Origin of the sequence: Mycobacterium sp. OTB74, from assembly GCF_029892685.1 — a bacterium.
Classification (GTDB): Bacteria; Actinomycetota; Actinomycetes; order Mycobacteriales; family Mycobacteriaceae; genus Mycobacterium.
The window spans coordinates 61531-78881 of sequence record NZ_JARXVD010000017.1 but is presented as its reverse complement, the minus strand read 5'-3'; the positions used below and the strand labels follow the sequence as shown (position 1 = coordinate 78881).

General features: G+C 65.3%; 20 protein-coding genes. 9 read left to right on the top strand and 11 right to left on the bottom strand.

All coding sequences use genetic code 11. The annotated features are described in order from the left end of the window. Window positions 1-147 precede the first annotated feature (147 nt). The 3 genes from M2432_RS20950 to M2432_RS20940 all read left to right on the top strand — a co-directional run bounded on the left by M2432_RS20950 (window position 148) and on the right by M2432_RS20940 (window position 5603). Window positions 148-1482, top strand: a complete 1335-nt coding sequence (locus tag M2432_RS20950; protein WP_280828749.1) for a CBS domain-containing protein — start codon at window positions 148-150, stop codon at window positions 1480-1482. 68 nt (window positions 1483-1550) lie between these two features. Then, complete coding sequence (locus tag M2432_RS20945; protein WP_280828820.1) at window positions 1551-3146, top strand: Nramp family divalent metal transporter; 1596 nt, start codon at window positions 1551-1553, stop codon at window positions 3144-3146. A 93-nt stretch (window positions 3147-3239) separates the two neighbouring features. Beyond that, a complete protein-coding gene (locus M2432_RS20940) occupies window positions 3240-5603 on the top strand; it encodes an excinuclease ABC subunit UvrA (RefSeq protein ID WP_280828748.1) in 2364 nt (787 codons plus the stop codon). A gap of 1 nt (window position 5604) precedes the next feature. Here M2432_RS20940 and M2432_RS20935 read toward each other — a convergent pair whose 3' ends face one another. Continuing rightward, window positions 5605-5913 (bottom strand): hypothetical protein, encoded by a 309-nt coding sequence (locus M2432_RS20935; protein WP_280828747.1) that lies wholly within the window; start codon window positions 5911-5913, stop codon window positions 5605-5607. Window positions 5914-6209: 296 nt separating this feature from the next. Then, window positions 6210-6809 (bottom strand): peptidoglycan endopeptidase, encoded by a 600-nt coding sequence (locus M2432_RS20930; protein ID WP_280828746.1) that lies wholly within the window; start codon window positions 6807-6809, stop codon window positions 6210-6212. 468 nt (window positions 6810-7277) lie between these two features. On the opposite strand from M2432_RS20930, the gene M2432_RS20925 reads away from it, so the two are divergent. Continuing rightward, on the top strand, window positions 7278-7739 hold the full coding sequence (locus M2432_RS20925) for an SRPBCC family protein (protein WP_280828745.1): 462 nt from the start codon (window positions 7278-7280) through the stop codon (window positions 7737-7739). A gap of 24 nt (window positions 7740-7763) precedes the next feature. Here M2432_RS20925 and M2432_RS20920 read toward each other — a convergent pair whose 3' ends face one another. Together M2432_RS20920 and M2432_RS20915 are read right to left on the bottom strand one after the other, a co-directional pair. Beyond that, window positions 7764-8186, bottom strand: a complete 423-nt coding sequence (locus M2432_RS20920) for a hypothetical protein (protein ID WP_280828819.1) — start codon at window positions 8184-8186, stop codon at window positions 7764-7766. A gap of 88 nt (window positions 8187-8274) precedes the next feature. After that, a complete protein-coding gene (locus M2432_RS20915; protein ID WP_280828744.1) occupies window positions 8275-8637 on the bottom strand; it encodes a hypothetical protein in 363 nt (120 codons plus the stop codon). A 174-nt stretch (window positions 8638-8811) separates the two neighbouring features. Between M2432_RS20915 and M2432_RS20910 the strand changes: the two genes are divergently transcribed. The 3 genes from M2432_RS20910 to M2432_RS20900 all read left to right on the top strand — a co-directional run bounded on the left by M2432_RS20910 (window position 8812) and on the right by M2432_RS20900 (window position 10688). Continuing rightward, window positions 8812-9618: a ketosteroid isomerase family protein gene (locus tag M2432_RS20910; RefSeq protein ID WP_280828743.1), complete on the top strand. Its 807-nt coding sequence runs from the start codon at window positions 8812-8814 to the stop codon at window positions 9616-9618. 69 nt (window positions 9619-9687) lie between these two features. After that, window positions 9688-10260 (top strand): hypothetical protein, encoded by a 573-nt coding sequence (locus tag M2432_RS20905; RefSeq protein WP_280828742.1) that lies wholly within the window; start codon window positions 9688-9690, stop codon window positions 10258-10260. Between the two features lie 41 nt (window positions 10261-10301). After that, window positions 10302-10688, top strand: coding sequence for a DUF732 domain-containing protein (locus M2432_RS20900; RefSeq protein WP_280828741.1), 387 nt, complete (start codon window positions 10302-10304; stop codon window positions 10686-10688). Here the strand turns inward: M2432_RS20900 and M2432_RS20895 are convergent. Together M2432_RS20895 and M2432_RS20890 are read right to left on the bottom strand one after the other, a co-directional pair. Beyond that, a complete protein-coding gene (locus tag M2432_RS20895; protein WP_280828740.1) occupies window positions 10671-11468 on the bottom strand; it encodes an SGNH/GDSL hydrolase family protein in 798 nt (265 codons plus the stop codon). The genes M2432_RS20900 and M2432_RS20895 overlap by 18 nt on opposite strands. 65 nt (window positions 11469-11533) lie before the next feature. Next, complete coding sequence (locus M2432_RS20890) at window positions 11534-12124, bottom strand: TetR/AcrR family transcriptional regulator (protein WP_280828818.1); 591 nt, start codon at window positions 12122-12124, stop codon at window positions 11534-11536. Between M2432_RS20890 and M2432_RS20885 the strand changes: the two genes are divergently transcribed. Then, the gene (locus M2432_RS20885; RefSeq protein ID WP_280828817.1) at window positions 12038-12688 is read left to right on the top strand and encodes a 2-oxoglutarate and iron-dependent oxygenase domain-containing protein; all 651 of its coding nucleotides are present in this window, start codon (window positions 12038-12040) and stop codon (window positions 12686-12688) included. The two genes, M2432_RS20890 and M2432_RS20885, sit on opposite strands and share 87 nt — an antisense overlap. Next, window positions 12580-13329: a class I SAM-dependent methyltransferase gene (locus tag M2432_RS20880; protein ID WP_348536330.1), complete on the top strand. Its 750-nt coding sequence runs from the start codon at window positions 12580-12582 to the stop codon at window positions 13327-13329. The genes M2432_RS20885 and M2432_RS20880 overlap by 109 nt, the downstream gene beginning before the upstream one ends. On the opposite strand, the gene M2432_RS20875 is transcribed toward M2432_RS20880, so the two are convergent. The 5 genes from M2432_RS20875 to M2432_RS20855 form a co-directional block, all read right to left on the bottom strand. Continuing rightward, window positions 13326-13778: a nuclear transport factor 2 family protein gene (locus M2432_RS20875; protein WP_280828738.1), complete on the bottom strand. Its 453-nt coding sequence runs from the start codon at window positions 13776-13778 to the stop codon at window positions 13326-13328. The genes M2432_RS20880 and M2432_RS20875 overlap by 4 nt on opposite strands. Continuing rightward, complete coding sequence (locus tag M2432_RS20870; protein WP_280828816.1) at window positions 13769-14650, bottom strand: LLM class F420-dependent oxidoreductase; 882 nt, start codon at window positions 14648-14650, stop codon at window positions 13769-13771. Before M2432_RS20870 ends, M2432_RS20875 begins: the two co-directional genes overlap by 10 nt. Window positions 14651-14702: 52 nt before the next feature. Next, window positions 14703-15719: a PDR/VanB family oxidoreductase gene (locus tag M2432_RS20865; RefSeq protein ID WP_280828815.1), complete on the bottom strand. Its 1017-nt coding sequence runs from the start codon at window positions 15717-15719 to the stop codon at window positions 14703-14705. Window positions 15720-15805: 86 nt separating this feature from the next. Further along, on the bottom strand, window positions 15806-16705 hold the full coding sequence (locus M2432_RS20860) for a metal-dependent hydrolase (protein ID WP_280828737.1): 900 nt from the start codon (window positions 16703-16705) through the stop codon (window positions 15806-15808). Between the two features lie 111 nt (window positions 16706-16816). Continuing rightward, a complete protein-coding gene (locus tag M2432_RS20855; protein ID WP_280828736.1) occupies window positions 16817-17305 on the bottom strand; it encodes a hypothetical protein in 489 nt (162 codons plus the stop codon). Window positions 17306-17351 lie beyond the last annotated feature (46 nt).

Here is a 17351-nt window from a genome sequence, read left to right as displayed (position 1 = left end):
AACACGTTCTCACAGGTAACTACACGGTTCCCGAAATCCATTAAGCCCCTAGTTCTTTACTCCATGTTCACGTTTGGCCCGTAGTTCTGTCCCCGGTCAGTCCCGGCTGCGCCGCACGGCGCAAACAAACGATCCGAAGGAGTCGCGATGCCTGACACGAATAGGCCCGACGATGATGCCGGGACGAGCGGCCCGCGGCTGCATTTCTCGGAGTTGCTGAAGGCCCCGGTGGTCTCGCGTTCGGGCGAAGCCGTGGGCAAGGTCGACGACGTCATCGTCCGGTTGCGTGGCTCCGACAGCTACCCGCTGGTGACCGGACTGGTCGTGGGGGTCGGCGGGCGCCAGGTGTTCGTGCCCGCGGAGAACGTCCGGAAATTGGGCACCGAGCGGGTCGAATTGACCAAGAACAAAGTCGATCTGCGGGCATTCGGCCGTCGCGACGGCGAGTACCTGCTCAAGGCGGACATACTCGATCACCGGTTCATCGACGTGCCGAATGCCGAACTGGTGCATGCTTACGATCTGGAACTGGAGGCCACCGCCGACGGCTGGATTCTGGCCAGCCTGGACACGCGCAAGCCGTCGCGCTTGTTCGGCTTGATCAAGTCGGCGGGCGGCCACGCCAGCCGCGACTGGCGGGCATTCGAGCCGCTGATCGGCCATGACAAATCCATGCTGGTACGGCGGGTGTCTGGCCGGGTGCACACCTTGAAGCCGGCCCAGATCGCCGACCTGTTGGAAGATGCCAACGAGGCCGAGGAAGACGAGATTCTCGAGCGCGTCCGGGAGAATCCCGAGTTGGAGGCCGACGTTTTCGAGGAGCTGGATCCGGAGAAGGCAAGCCAACTGTTCGATGACATGGAGGACGGCGATGTCGCCGCCGTGCTGGGCCGGATGCGCGCGGACGACGCTGCCGACGCGGTGTTCGACCTCCGTCAGGCGCGCCGCCGCAAGGTGCTCGACCTGCTGCCGGCCGGTCAGCGCACCAAGGTGATCACCCTGATGGGTTTCAACCGGGATTCGGCCGGTGGCTTGATGAACATCGACGTGGCCACGTGTGGGCCTGATGCCACCGCGAGTGACGCGCTCGGGGTGGTCGCCGGGGCGCGCACACTGCAGCCTGAGGTGCTGCTGAAGATGCAAGTGGTCAACTCTGACAATCAACTGCTGGGCGTCGTTTCGGTGATCCGCCTACTGCAGGCCGAGCCGGTATCGACGGTGATCACCGATCTCATGGATACCGATCCGGTGCGGGTCGCCCCGGAAGCGGACCTGACCGACGTCGCACTGCTGATGTCCGATTTCAACCTGGCTACCGTGCCCGTCGTCGACGACGAGGACCGGCTGCTGGGCGTGGTGACCTATGACGACATCCTTGAGGCGCTCATCCCCGAGGACTGGCGGCGCCGCGAGCCCGCACCGCGGCCCATCCGTGACATCGGCGCCACCGACGCGGCTCACTCGAGTGGTACTCGGCCGTGACTGCACCCGAATCACCTTCTCAGCCAACGGCTTCGGAGCCGTCGCCGCCGCGCAAGCGGGAGAGCGCAGTGCTCGATTCGGCGCACCTCGGCGACATCGAGGGTGCCTTCGGCAAGATCAGTGTCAGCGATCCGGACACCGGCTCGACGCTGAAGACCCGGCTGCTGACCCTGGCCGCAATCCTCGGCCCCGGCATCATCGTCATGGTCGGCGACAACGACGCCGGCGGCGTGGCCACCTATGTGCAGGCCGGACAGAACTACGGCTACAGCCTGCTGTGGACCTTGCTACTGCTGATCCCAGTGCTGATCGTCAACCAGGAGATGGTCGTTCGGCTGGGCGCGGTCACCGGCGTCGGGCACGCCCGGCTGATCAACGAGCGGTTCGGTCGCGGTTGGGGCTGGTTCTCGGTCGGTGACCTGTTCCTGCTGAACTTCTTGACCATCGTCACCGAGTTCATCGGAATAGCCTTGGCCGCAGACCATTTCGGGATCTCCCGGTACATCGTGGTGCCCACCGCGGCGGTGGCGCTGGTGGCGATCATGGCCACCGGCAGCTTCCAGCGTTGGGAGCGGGCGATGTTCGTGTTCATCGCGATCACCCTGCTGCAGATCCCGATGTTGTTCATGTCCCACCCGCGCTGGGGTGAGGCGGCGAAATCGTTTGTGGTACCGAGTATTTCCGGTGGCATCAGTTCGGACGCAGTGCTGCTGATCATCGCGATCGTGGGTACCACAGTGGCGCCCTGGCAGCTGTTCTTCCAGCAGTCCAACATCGTCGACAAGCGCATCACGCCGCGGTTCATCGGCTACGAGCGCGTCGATACCGTCCTCGGGGCCTTCGTCGTGGTCATCGGCGCCGCGGCGCTGGTGATGGTCGGCGACTGGGCCGCCACCTCGACCGGGACCGTCGGCGCTTTCAAAGACGCTGGGACCGTTGCGGACTTGCTGGGGCAGAACAGTCGCGCGCTGGGCAACATCTTCGCGATCGTGTTGCTGGACGCCGCGATCGTCGGCGCCGCGGCCGTCACGCTGGCCACCAGTTACGCCTTTGGTGACGTGTTCGGCATGAAGCACTCGCTGCACCGCGGGTTCAAGGACGCCAAGCAGTTCTACGTGTCGTACTGCTCCATGATCGTGCTGGCCGCGGCCATCGTGCTGATCCCGGGCGCGCCGCTGGGCCTGATCACCACCGCGGTGCAGGCCTTGGCCGGCCTGCTGCTGCCCAGCGCCAGCGTCTTTCTGTTACTGCTGTGCAACGACCGGGAAGTGTTGGGGCCGTGGGTGAATCGCCCCTGGCTGAACTGGGTTGCAGGGTTCATCGTGGCGGTGCTGCTGATGCTGTCTGGCATTTTGATGGCCACCACGCTGTTCCCGGACATCGACGTGGTGAAGGTGACGGAGTACCTCGCCATCGGTATCGCCGTAGCAGGGGTTCTCGCGTTCGCAGCGCTGCGCGTCATGACCAAAGGCCAACCGGCGCCCGTGCTGAAGAACATCGACGACCTGGATCGCAGCACCTGGCGGATGCCGCCGCTGGCACTGCTGGAGCCGGTCACCTGGAATCCGACGACCCGCCTGGGCATGATCGGGTTGCGCTCTTACCTGGTGATTGGTGCGATTCTGCTGGTAGTTAAGGCGATACAGCTCGGCAAGGGGGGCTGAGCGCAGTTCGATCAGGAATCGAGAAGCACGGCGCGTCACTGCGTGACTAGCGTGTGAGGTGAACCCCAGCCCGATCGGACGGAGCTCACCACTATGGCGAACAGGCAGCACCCCGCTGACAGTCACGACCTGATCCGCGTGCACGGCGCGCGAGAGAACAACCTCAAGGACGTCAGCGTCGACATCCCGAAACGACGCCTCACGGTGTTCACCGGGGTATCCGGGTCGGGCAAGAGCTCGTTGGTGTTCGACACCATCGCGGCCGAATCGCAGCGGCTGATCAACGAGACCTACAGCGCGTTCGTCCAGGGCTTCATGCCGTCGCAGGCTCGGCCTGACGTGGACGTGCTGGAAGGGCTGACGACCGCGATCATCGTCGACCAGGAGCGAATGGGCGCAGACCCACGCTCCACCGTTGGTACCGCCACCGACGCCGGCGCCATGCTGCGAATCCTGTTCAGCCAGCTGGGTGAGCCCAATATCGGCTCGGCGCAGGCATTCTCATTCAACGTCGCATCCATCAGCGGGGCCGGAGCGGTCACCATGGAACGTGCCGGGCGGACCGTCAAGGAGCGCCGCGAATTCAACGTCGTCGGCGGCATGTGCTTGCGCTGCGAGGGCCGTGGTGCGGTCAACGACATCGACCTGACGGCCCTGTACGACGACAGCAAGTCGATCAACGAGGGCGCGCTGACCATTCCTGGCTTCAGCATGGATGGCTGGTACGGCCGAATCTTCAACGGCTGCGGCTTCTTTGACCCGGACAAGCCGATCCACCGGTTCACCAAGAGGGAACTCGACGCGCTGCTCTACAAAGAAGCCACCAAGATCAAGGTCGACGGGGTCAACCTCACCTTCTTGGGGTTGATCCCGCAGATCAAGAAGTCGTTCCTGAGCAAGGACGTCGAGGCGATGCAGCCGCATATCCGCGCGTTCGTGGAGCGAGCGGTGACGTTCACCACCTGCCCGGAGTGCGGCGGAACGCGGCTGTCCGAGCTGGCTCTCTCGTCAAAGATCAAGGGCCTCAACATTGCCGAAGTCTGCGCCATGCAGATCACCGACCTGGCCGAATGGGTGTCCGGAATCGAAGACCACGGAACCGCACCGCTGCTGCGGGCGCTGCGGCACACCCTGGATTCGTTCGTCCGGATCGGCCTGGGCTACCTTTCGCTGACCCGGCCCGCCGGGACGCTGTCCGGAGGAGAAGCCCAGCGGGTCAAGATGATTCGCCATCTGGGATCGGCTCTCACCGACGTTACGTACGTCTTCGACGAGCCGACCATCGGGCTGCACCCGCACGATATCGCCCGGATGAACGACCTGCTGATTCAGTTGCGGGACAAGGGCAACACGGTGCTGGTGGTCGAGCACAAGCCCGAGGTGATCACGATTGCCGACCATGTCGTCGACCTGGGTCCGGCTGCCGGGGCGGCAGGCGGTCAGGTGGTGTTCGAAGGCAGCGTCGACAAATTGCGCGGCAGCGGTACCGTCACCGGCAACCATCTGGACGACCGCGCTGCCCTGAAGGATTCAGTGCGAAATGCCAAGGGCACCTTGGATATTCGGGGTGCCGATACCAACAATCTACAGACCGTCGACGTAGACATCCCGCTGGGCGTGCTGGCGGTCATCACGGGTGTGGCCGGCTCTGGCAAGAGTTCGCTGATCTCAGGGTCGGTCGCCGGGCTCGACGGCGTCGTCACCATTGATCAAGCGCCGATCCGGGGTTCCCGGCGCAGCAATCCGGCAACCTACACCGGACTGCTGGACCACATCCGAAAGGCCTTCGCGAAGGCGAACAATGTCAAACCCGCACTGTTCAGCTCGAATTCTGAAGGCGCCTGCCCGGCGTGCAACGGTGCCGGAGTCACCTACACGGACCTGGGCATGCTGGCCACGGTGGAATCACGTTGTACCGAGTGCGAGGGCCGCCGATTCGGCGCCTCGGTGCTCGAATACACGCTCGGTGGGGCGAACATCGCCGATGTGCTGGCCATGCCGGTGACCGAAGCGGAGCCGTTCTTTGCCGACGGTGAAGCGAAAATACCTGCCGCACAGAAGATTGCGGCGCAGATGGCGGATGTCGGACTCGGGTACCTGGCCCTAGGGCAGCCGCTGACCACCCTGTCCGGTGGCGAGCGACAACGGCTCAAGCTGGCCGCCCAGATGGGGGAGAAGGGCGATATCTACGTGCTCGACGAACCGACCACCGGCCTTCACCTTGCCGACGTGCAGCAGCTACTGGCCCTGTTGGACCGGATTGTGGACGGTGGAAAGTCGGTCATCGTCATCGAGCACCACCAGGCTGTGATGGCACATGCGGACTGGATCATCGACCTTGGCCCAGGGGCGGGCCACGACGGCGGCCAAGTGGTGTTCGAAGGCACGCCGTCGGACCTGGTTGCCGGTCGTGCGACTCTTACCGGCGAGTACCTGGCCGACTATGTCGGCAGCTGACCTACCAAGGCGGTGGGATCCAGGGTGCCCAGATCGGCGGCGGGGGAGGTCCACCCCAACCACCGCGGTCCCAACCGCGATCGTGGTCCCAACCGCCGCCATGGTCCCAACCGCCCCTGTGGCCCCAATCGCCACCCCAGCCGCCTCCGTGTCCACCGCCGCCATGACCGCCGCCCCAGCCCCAGTCGGCCGGGATCGGCCCGGTCGTGGAGCTGGGTGAGGCGCTGGCGGCTCCGGCGCCAACGCCCAGTGTGCCGGCGCAGAGACCACCGGCTATCGCGAAGCCAGCCATCACCCTTGCGGGTTTCATCGTGATCAACTCCGTTCGATGTGGAACGGACGTCCGGTCGCCCGTCGTGATCCGACAACCACTGGACCAGGCAGACGACGCCCGTTATAGCGGAGTGAAACCCGGTTGAATGGCGTGATAAAGATTTTCGTTACCCAATGTAAGTATCAGCTGGGTATGAGGTGGGGATCAGCTTCCGGTGCGGCGGACGGCCACCTGACGCCGCCGGAAGACACAATCAGGGCTGTGACCGGGGTCGGTCACAGCCCTGAAGGCAAAATCGTGCGTTAAATGTCGGACAAGTCCGCCGCCGTAGGTCAGACAGGCTGGCCGGGGGCGTCGGGGGCCGGGGCGTCCGGAGCCGGAGCCTCAGGCTCGGGCAGAGCCGGGGCCTCGGGTGCAGGCAGAGCCGGGGCCTCGGGTTCGGGGAGGACCGGAGCCTCGGGCGCGGGCTGGATATTGGCGGCCTCCACGATCATCGGGCCCGGCGGGGCGATGTCGGGTGCCGGCAGGTCGGCCGGGCCAGCGGCCTCGTCGACTGCGACGGGCAGGTACATGTGGTGGGTGAACTGGCGCTGGTATGCGCCGCCGCCACCGACGGCGACGCCCCGGCCGCCTTCGCCGCTGGACACCGGGGTGCCGTCGGGCAGGGTCACCGCGGTGTGGCCGCCGTTCCAGCCGATGTTCAGCGCGCCGGGTTGGGTGCCGTAGACAAAGCCACGGGCACGCAGTGCGGCCTCTTCGTTGCCGGTGTTGAACCGGTTGCCGTAGACGGGCAGGCCAGTGGCGGCGTTGGCAACCCAGGAGGCCAGTCCGGAGCAATCGGTGCCGTGGGCAGTGTCACCGCCAGTGATGTACGGGGTGCCCGAGACCTGATTGACCAGAGCGATCAGTGACGCGGTCGCAATAGCAAACATGCGGCGGAACGCTAGCAAGGAAAATTCGCGAGCGTCAAAATACTGTGTCAGCCGTCACGTTTCACGACTTTTGTGGTCTGCGTTACGTCACCGTTGGAACCGGCGTTGTTGGGGCGGAACCAGTTTCATGAATTCGCAGGTGAATGCGCAAAACATACCCCCATGCATAGCTTTTGCGCAAATGCAAGGTCGCGACCACTGTTGTGGGTCGGTGATCAGCTAACTTCGGATCTGTGCGTCGGCCGTGCTGACGTCGAATTTTCACCCAGGCTGGGGCCAGTGGGACGCGTATGAGTAGTGAAATCGGGGTGTCTGAAACGGTCAAGTAGGCACTTGAGCGACCCCGTCGGAGCACGGGAACCGCCCGTGTATCACCCCGGTGTATCCCGTGTATACCCCGGTATATAAGGAAGGCGAAAAGTCCGGATTCGAGCCGGCCGACCGCATCGCAGAACGTACGGTGAGCCCGTGTGGATCGTCCGAACCGAGCGTGAAGTCAGCAGCGACGTGCCGGCGGCGCCATCCGACGTCAGGGCCTTCTATACCGACCTGAATCAGCTGATGCGGGTGCATCCGCTGGTGGTATCGGTGGACTGTGTCGACGGTCGGCAGGACTCTCGCGGCGACTACCGCGACTATCGGGTCCGCGATCGCATCCCACTGGGCCCGCTGACGATGTCGATCAGCTACCGGGCCTCGGTTCTGGAGGCGCCCGACGGTCGGGTGTATACCGAAGCACGTCAGCAGCCGCAGGTCAGACTTTCCGCCACGGTGACCTTCGACCCCATTGAGGGCGGGACCAGAGTCACCGAGCACATTACGATCGCCGCGCCGCGGCCGTTGGCGGGATTCACGGTGACCCAGGCAGTGCAGGCCCACACCGAGATGCTGGCCGGCATCCGCTCACACTTCGAGGGCGCGACGGCCTGACTCGTACCGTCGTGTCAGGCTGTGTCAGCCCGGGAAGAACCCATTGCCGGTACGGACGCCGGGCTGCCAGCCCTGGGCGCCGAGGCACAACATCGGTCGGCCATCTGGGGACTGTGCTGCGGTCTGCGGACCCGGACACGGCGATCCGATCTGCTGAACACCCTGGATCGGGTACGAGTAAGTCCAGAACCCGGTGTCGACCGGCGGCCACTGGTTCGGAATCCAGCGGCAGGCCATGGACTGGCCACCGGGGCCGCGACCGAAGACGAACACATCGGTGTTGGTGCACGGGGCGCCGCTGACGGCCTCATAGTTCATGCCGGGGACATCGGTGGCGTAGCGGCCGGGATCGTCGTTGTAGGGCGGGGCCGGTTCGGCGCCGGCGATCGCGGACAGCCCGAGCCCGGTACCGGCGATCATGGCAGCCACCGTCAGTGCACGAAACATCCTGCTCATCTCCCCTCGAACGGCGACCCGCCCCATAATGTGGCAAAGCCTAGCCGCCAGCGGTCCACTACTTGCGGCGTTTGGCAGGCTACTCCGGCGCGTCGAGGACGCTGACGCCGATGCCGTATGGCAGGAATCGGACCTTGCGGGCCGGGTCGGTGTTGTTTTTGTTGGCCCGCAGCGCCTCGAGTTCGGTGGGGTACACCTCCTCTATATGTGCCCCACCGTCGGACGCCACGGTGTACACCGCCCACACTCCATCGCCGGTGTCGCCGGTGGTCTCGGGTCGGGTCGCCGGCCTCGCCGACCGGGTGAACTCGTCGATCAGTGACATCCAGCCGCCGCCTTGCCGACCGAGGCGGTCCATTGCGTCGCGGATGCTCCCGCCCGCTTCCCGGAAAATCCGGTCGAACTCTTCGGGGTCGATGCCGAACGGTCCGTTCTGGCTCATAAGGCCCTCCTGGTGTAACGCGTGGTCGCGCCGCCGGCGCCGCCGCATGACGAGATTCCGGCGCGACGCGCCGTCTGCTGACCAGTGTGCGCGCGATCGGCGATGTCCGCTACGACCATCGCCCGACCGCCATACCGACGTCGATGCCGAACTGCGGTGGAGGACGATGGAGAAATGCCCGCAGCACAACCACCGACCCGCGACGATCTGCTGGCCGCTGTCGAGCGCTCACCGTCGGCCACGTCTGCCCATGACCGGGCGGGCTGGGTGAGCTTGTTCAGCGCCGACGCTCGGATCGAGGATCCGGTGGGCTCCAGCGCTCATGTCGGTAGCCGTGCAATCGAGCGGTTCTACGACACCTTCATCGGCCCACGGACCATCGTGTTCCACCGGGACACCGACATCGTCGTCGGCAACACGGTGATCCGGGACCTCGAGCTCGAGGTGGTGATGGGCGGATCGGTGCGGCTGCACAACCCGGCGTATCTGCGTTATGACCTGGAGGAGGTCGGCGACTATCTGAAAATTGCTCGGCTGCAAGCTTTTTGGGAGCTCCCCGCGATGCTGATGCAGTTTGCGCGCAGCGGTATCGGTGCGTTGCCCGCGAGCTTCGCGCTGAGCGGTGCGCTGTTGCGGAACCAGGGACCCAGGGGTGCCGCAGGGTTCATGGCCGGCGTCCGCACCGGCGGCCGAAGCGCCAAGCGACTGGTGGGTGCACTGCTGGCCGAAGCCGCCAACGGCGACACGCTCGCCGTCAAACGTCGGCTCGCCGAGGGGGCGCGGTTGACCCGCGGCGACGGCAGCAGACTGAGCCTGTCGGACTTGGTGGCTGAACTCGACCACATCCGAGTGCACAAGCCGATTGTCTCCGGTCGCCACGTCGTCGCCGGGGTCGATCGCGATGGTGACCGACGCGTCGTCATCGCCGACCTGGCCCCGGGTCGGCCCCAGGTAAGTGGGCTGCGACTGTTCGCGGACTGAGCCCAGGACACCTGTCGAGGGCATCCGCTCTCACCATGAGAACTCCCAACATGAGAACGTAGTCAAACCATGCCAGAGCAGTCCGAACACGAGTACATGACCTATGAGGAATTCGGTCGACGATTCTTCGAGGTCGCGGTCAGCGAGGAGCGCGTCGCCGACGCGATCGGTGGGATCGCCGGCGACGCGTTCGAGATCGGCCCGATTTCGCAGGGGCCCGCCGGGATCGCCAAGGTGACTGCGCATGTGCGGGTCAAGCACCCGATCGTCGCGCGGGAACTCGGCGAACAGATCGCGTTTGCGATTCGGATACCGCTGGAAATCGACATGACGCTGGACCTACGGATCGATCGGCCGCGGTTCATGGTATTCGGTGAGATCAAACTGAAGGCTGTCGCGGTGGCCGCAGAACCGTTGCTGCTGATCCTGGACGTGAAGGCGCCGCGGTCCTCAGATATCGCCATACACGTGACGTCGTCATCGCTCCGTGCGGAGCTGGTCCGGATCGTCGGGAACGTCGACGGGGAGATCAAGCGGTTCGTCGCCAAGCACGTCGCGGGTGAGATCGAGAGCCCAGAGGCGACGAAGGCGAAGGTCATCGACGTCGGGACGCAGATCGCCTCGGCGTGGCAGGGCATCTGAGTCGGTTTCAGCGAACTGACTTCGGGTAACATCGGCTCATCATGAAGCGCACATTCGGTTCTCGCATCGCAGCGGCAGGCGTGCTGACAGGCGCTGTTCTCGCAGGCGGCCTCGTGGCAGTGGGGCCGGCGCACGCCGATCCGACAGACGCCGGAGTTGGCTTCATCAATTCGCTCAGCAACGCCGGCGTGCCGGTTGCCAACAACGCCGACACAGTGGCACTAGGGCAGTCGGTGTGCCCGATGCTGGCCCAGCCCGGCCAGACCGTCGCCGACGCCGCAGCCAAGGTGGCCGACGCCTCGGGGATGTCTCTCGGCCCCGCCACGATGTTCACCGGCTTTGCCATCAGCGCGTTCTGCCCGGGCGTCGTCACGGCGATCGGTAACGGCCAGTCCCCGTTGCCGCTGGGCCTACTCGGCCTCGGATAGCACCGGAGCGTCGGAGACAGGCGTCATGACAGGGCGCCTGGGCCCTAGCCCATTACTTGCCGAACGGCCCCGAACGTGCCGCCAAATCCACGGCATCAACATATTCTGGCCCCACATGACCTGCGAATACATGCGCGACCGTAGCCGCGGGAGCGTCACGACATCAGACGCGGTCGCCCAGGTGTGATCGCTGCCGGGTAGGCCGAGGGCCGCGGCCGCGGCATCAGCGAACAACTGATGACCGCGTGGCGAGCCGTGCACCCGGTCAATGCTCCAGATGTCCGGATCGATCATCGACGGGGCTGAATACAGATCGAGCAGGCGGAACCCATGGCGTGCCGCGTCAAACCGGATCACCGCGTTGATCTGCTGCACCCGGGCGCTGAGCAACCGGCCGACCGGCAGGATGCGGGCGATGTCCGGAAACGTGGCAGTGACCACCGTGGCTCCGGTGGTGGCCAGTTCGGTATGCAGCACGCGTAGGTCGTGCAGCGCTCGGTCGAAGCTGCGACCGGGCCGCGTCACGTCGTTCATCCCGATGCAACTCGTGATCAGGTCAGGGTCCATGGCCCGCGCCCGCGGCAGCTGATGGTCTAGGACATCACGGATGCGCCGGCCTCGTACCGCCAAATTCGCATACCTAACCCCGGGTCGGAGTTCATCGAGCCGCAGGGCGAGTCGGTCGGCGAAACCAAGGAGACCGGCGTCGTCATCGCCGTCCCAGAGCCCTTCTGTCTGGCTGTCGCCGAGGGCGACGTATCGGTAGTAGCCGCTGGCCACGACTGTGACTGTAGTTAAAGATCAGCGTTTCGTCAGCGCGGAGGGACCCGACATGCCGGGGGTAGTCAGGTTGTCGTCGGGTGCGGCGGACGACCGACGAGCTTCCGGGTGCTGGTCCTCACCTTACGAATATGGTCCTCGGGCACGCCGAGTACCCGCAGCCCCGCATCGGCGATGTGCATCGCCAGCTCCATTGCATTGTCCGTGCGGTGTTCGGACCACACGTTCACCAACGATTCGGTCAATCGGAACGGCAGGTCGACCGCCGCAACACTGATGGCCGTGTCGGCGGCGATGGTGCGGGCCAGACCAAGATAGTGTTCCCGGAGCCGCTCGCGGGCAGACCAGAGCGGTTTGAGTCCGGTCCCGCGTAATTGCGGCTGCAGATACAGCACGCCGAGGTTCCATCGGTCACCCAGCAATTGCATGCCGCCAAATGTCGCCAGCGCGTGGAGCTCCGCCTCCGGGCTGAGGCTCGGCTGCTCCTCGGCCAGCACCGGGATGAACTCCAGTGTGGGGGTGACGGTTTGGCTCAACAACGCGCAAAGGATGTCGTCCTTGGTCCGGAAATGGTGGTACAGCGAGGCCTGCCGGATGCCGACCGCCGCAGCAATGCTGCTGGTCGAGGTCCCGCGGTAACCGGTGGTGGTGAACAGTTCGCCTGCCGCGTCGAGGATTTCGTCACGGTGGGTCTCAGCGGAACGGGCGTCGAGGATGCCTTGTTCGATCGGCTGCTCACCGCGACCCGGGACTTTTTCGCCCTGCCGCTGGAGCAGAAGATGCGGTCATACATCGGGTTGTCCGATTGTCATCGCGGATATGTGTCGATCGGTGAAGAGGGCGTCGCCGAGGGAAACCCGGATCTGAAAGAGGCCTTCGACAGTGCATTGGATCTGCCTGCGGACGACCCGGACCATCTGGCGGGCAACCCGATGCTGGGCCTCAACAGCTGGCCGGACCTGCCCGGGTTCGCTGACGCCGCGATCGACTACTACAACGGTGTGCTGGCGGTTGGACACCAACTGCTGTGGGCCTTCGCCGTTGCGCTGGGCGAGGATCCGGAGACCTTCACCCGCGCGGTACCGTCGGGACCGTGGCCGAATCCGATGAACTGCACCGGCAACGTGATCGCGCGGACTCGTTCGGTGGGGCCGCGCGGGCCTACGACCGGCATCGCCCGCGGTATCCCGCGGCAATGTTCGATGAACTGGTTGTGCTGAGGGCGCTCGACGTGGGTGCCGGCACCGGGATCACGGCGGTGCCGCTGGCCGAGCGTGGAGTAGATGTGCTTGCGGTGGAACCGGATTCGCGGATGGCCGAGCTCGCCAAAGAGAAAGGGGTGACGGTCGAGTTGGCGACGTTCGAGGATTGGGACGACACCGGCCGCCGGTTCGATCTGATCCTGTTCGGTCAGTCGTTCCACTGGGTCGACCCTGCGGTGGCGCTGCCGAAGGTCCGCCGGTTGCTTACCGACGGTGGTCGGATGGCACTAGCCTGGAACCGGCAGATTCCGATCACGCCCTCGATGCTGGATTTCGCTGCCGTGTACCGCGACTTTCTCGATCCGGCTTCGCCACTGGTCACAGGTAGGCCGACCGGGGGTACCGGGTCGGGCATGGACAGCGCCGCACTGGCAGCCGATCTCGAAAAAGCCGGATTCGCCGTCGAGATCCATCTGTATCCGCGCGATGAGCATCTCGATGCCGAGCAATGGCTCGACATGGCCTTCACCTACTCGAATCATCTTGTGCTCGAGCCGGACCAGGCTCGCGAATTACGTTCCAGGCTGGCCGAATTGATCGGCGACGACGGCGTGCATATCGGCGGCGACACGCTGCTGATGACCGCTCGACCGGTTTAGTCCCGGAGCCTGCGAATAGACCGGGTTTCAATCGCATTGAGGGTCAACGCTCGACGCTGGATGCGCCAGCCAATCTCGGTACGCTGGTACTCGTCGTCGTAGCGCAGGTGCCAGACCAGGTCGGTGACGCCGTCTGCGGTCTTCGTCCAGTGATGCGCGACGCAGGTGATCCGGCCCTGCGCTTCCGCCGGGCCGCCGGAATACACCTCACCGACGATCTCGTGCTGGGTCCGGTTCACCCCGGTCAACGCGCCCATCGCCTCGCGGACCCCGGCATGCCCGCGCTTGACCACTACCGGTTCGAGATCGGCTGGTGGCTGCGGCATCACCAATTCGCCTGTGTCGGTGAACAGTTCGACGACATCATCGAACCGTCGGTCATCGACCGCGGCCGCGTACCGGTGCACTAGGTCGGCCAGGTCCAGGCGGTCGGACACGGTTAACGGCACGGCACCAGCCCCAATCGCTCGGCACACGCCGACAGCATGTCCTTGGCCTCCTCAATGTCGGTCACCGGAGGCATGGCGAGCACCACGCGGTGCGCACCGAGGTCGGCCAGCCGACCGGCCCGGTCGGCGTCGACCTTGGTGACCAGGTGGCCCAGCGACAGTTCGAGGGCGTCGGGGTCCCGTCCGAACTGCTCGGCGGCATTCCGCATTACCGTCACCAGTTCGGTCAATTCTGGGCCGGCTACCCCGAGCGGTTGCAGGCCGTCGCCACGCTGCCCGGCGCGACGCGCAGCTGCGCGGCTGTGCCCGCCGATGTGAATCGGGATGGACGACACCGGCTTGGGATAGCAAGCGGCATGGGTGAATTCGAAGAACTCGCCGGAATGGCTCGCGCCATCTGGCTGGTCCGACCACAGCAGCCGCAGCACATCGATCTGCTCATCGGCGCGCCGGCCGCGGGCGTCGAACGGAGCCCCGCAGGCTTCGATCTCCTCACGCAACCACCCCATGCCTACGGCGAGTCGAATCCGTCCATCGGACAACGCATTCACGGTAGCGACCCGCTTGGCCAGCACGACGGGATGATGGTTGGGCAGGACCAACACCCCCGACGCCAGCCCCAACGTGCTGGTCTGGCCGGCCAGGAAGGCCAGCAGGTCGAGCGGATCTGGCACCGGGCAGTCCGCAGCGATCTCGACCCGGCCGGAGGAATCGTACGGATAGACGCTGGAGTACCGTGTCATCATCACCGTATGTTCCACGGCCACAATGGATTCGAAGCCGCAGCTCTCCAGGTGCTTGGCGAATTCGGTGATCCACGCCGGGTCGGCGGTGACACCGGCTGCGACCGGTGCAACGACGGCGAACTTCAGCGATGACCCGGCCAGTGACATTTGGGCATCGTAGCCGCCGGCTCGCGGCCGCTTATAGGTCCAGCGTCAACTGCTCATTGCCCTGGGCGCGCGACACGCATGTCAGCATCAGACCGGCTTCATGCTCGGTCTCGGTCAGCAGCGCATCGCGGTGTTCGACGGCACCGCCCAGCACCTTTACCCGGCAGGTGCCGCAGAACCCCTGCTGGCACGAATACGGAGCGTGCACACCGGCTTTGGTCAACGCACTCAGCATGGTCTGGTCGGCGGCCACCTCGACGACCTGTCCGGTCGAGGCCACCTGCACCGAGAACTCTCGGCCGTCGAGCACGGGCGGCGCGGCGAAGCGCTCGAAATGCAATTCGATGTCGTCTTCGCCAACCAACCGGGTGCGGACCGCGGTCAGCATCGGTGCCGGGCCGCAGGTGTACACCGCGGTTCCGGGTGGGCAGTCACCGAGCAGGTCGTCGGCGGTGGGCAGGCCGTCGACGTCGTCGGTGCGGAGCTGCACCCGATCGCCGAAGCGGGCCAACTCGTCCAGGAAAGGCAGGCTCTCGCGGCTGCGGCCGGTGTAGATCATGGACCAGTCGACGCCCAGTCGTTCGGCTTTCGCCAGCATGGGCAGGATCGGGGTGATGCCGATGCCGCCGGCGATGAAGCGCAGCCTGCCGGTCGGCGAGCCGTAACCGGGAATGGACAGCGGGAAGGCATTGCGCGGCCCATTGGTGGTGATCACGTCGCCGACCGTGAGCTTGTGAGCCTCGATCGAACCACCGCCGCCATCAGGTATGCGGCGCACCGCAATTCGATAGCGGTCCTGCACCGCCGGATTGCCGCACAGCGAATACTGCCGGACCAGGCCACTGGGCAGATGGATGTCCAGATGTGAGCCCGGGTGCCAGCGCGGCAGTTCGCGCCCGTCGGCTTCGACGAAGGTGAGGGCAACCACGTCCTGGTCGTGGGCGACCACCTGCCGGTCGACGATCCGCAGCCGGATGGTGCGTTCGACTGTCGCGCGTGCCGGGGGTTTGCGGACGGCGGTGAACACCCAGAAGCTGCTGCTGACCATCACGTCGGCGACGGTGACCAGAAGGTCGTGCGGAAGCAGACCCAGCACACTGGGCGGAGCCAGGCGGGGCCGGAAGCGGCGCGTCCTCACAGGTGCGCGGCGCGGGCAGCGGGGGAATTGGCCAAATACGCCACTGCCTGCGCGGTCGAGCCCATGGTCTCTGGGCGGTAGCTCGGCTTGAAGTACTCCAGGGTCTGCAAGAGCAGCAGATTGCGGTATTTCGGCAGCAGACCCAGCCTGGAGTCGCGCATCCGTAGCCGCTGCGACTGCCACCAACTGAGGTTCAACTGCGGATCGGACTTGACCAGGAACCGCATCCCGCGCTGGAAGAACACGTACATTAGGGGTGCCACCACGCTCATGGCGCGGATCCGGTCGATGTAGCTGTCCCGGAAGTACACCGCGGCGTCATGGGCCACCGAGCGGTGTTCGACCTCTTCGGCGCCGTGCCACCGGAACAGATCCACCATGACGGGGTCGGCGTGGTAGTCGTCCCAGGTGCAGTTCAACACGAAGTCGCCGAGCACCGCGGTGTAGTGCTCGACCGCTGCGATGAACCACAGGCGCTCGATCAGATTGTTCATCTTGCGGCGCGGGTTGGTGGTGGTCGTCGGTGCCAGGATTTCCTCGAAGACGAACTCGACCTGGTCCAGCAGCGGCGTGACATTCATTCCGTTGTCCACGAGGTAGTCGTGCATCACCGTGTCGTGGGCCTCGGCGTGCATGGCCTCCTGGCCGATGAAACCGCGCACATCGTCGGCCAACTTTGGATCTTTGATCAGCGGCAGGGCCTCGTTGAAGGTCTCGATGAACCACCGCTCACCCGCGGGAAGCAGGATGTTCAGCAGGTTCACCACATGCGAGGCGACCGGGTGCCCGGGAATCCACGCCATCGGCTTGTCGGCCGTCGCGAAATGCACGTTGCGGGCCTGGATCTGGACGGGTCCTGGGTCAATTTCATTGTCGAACCGACGTGGTTGCAGCACCGAACCGCACCTCCAGATATGCCAGCACCGTCGCTGGGTGTAATCAGCTTATATGGTTACCTGGGAACGGCGGTACCGGGTTTTTGTGTTGACCGGATTTCCGGACCGGGGTCACATACCCGGGATGGTCATGCCTGGCTGCGGACCGACGGGGGTTGCCTGCACTGTGGTGATGCCGTTGCTGCCCACGTTGCCGCCAAGCTTGTTGGGCCCTGGAGCACCGCCGGCTGCAGGAGCTCCGCCTGCAGCCGGGGCACCGCCGACAGCGGGAGCACCGGCCTGCGCGTTCTCCACCGCCTTGGTGGTGCAGTCCAGCATCAGGATCATCCGGCCGTGACCGGTCGCCTTCTCTTCATTGACAATGCATTGCGCCTGGGGGACGTCGCTGCCGACCGAGCCGCCGAACGACGCCCGCACACCCTGGCTCTTGAGGATCGTCACAGCCCTGGCGTAGGACTCGCCGACCACGTTCATCGAATTGGCCCCGCCACCCACGCCCGGATCTGACGAAGCGACCGACGAACCGAACAGTGCGGCCGAACCCAGCCCGACGGCACCCGAAGCAGCGACCGCAGCCGCCAGTGTTACCAGCTTGTTCACCTGACCTCCTACCGGCATTGCGAACATAGCGCAGATGCGCGGGCCG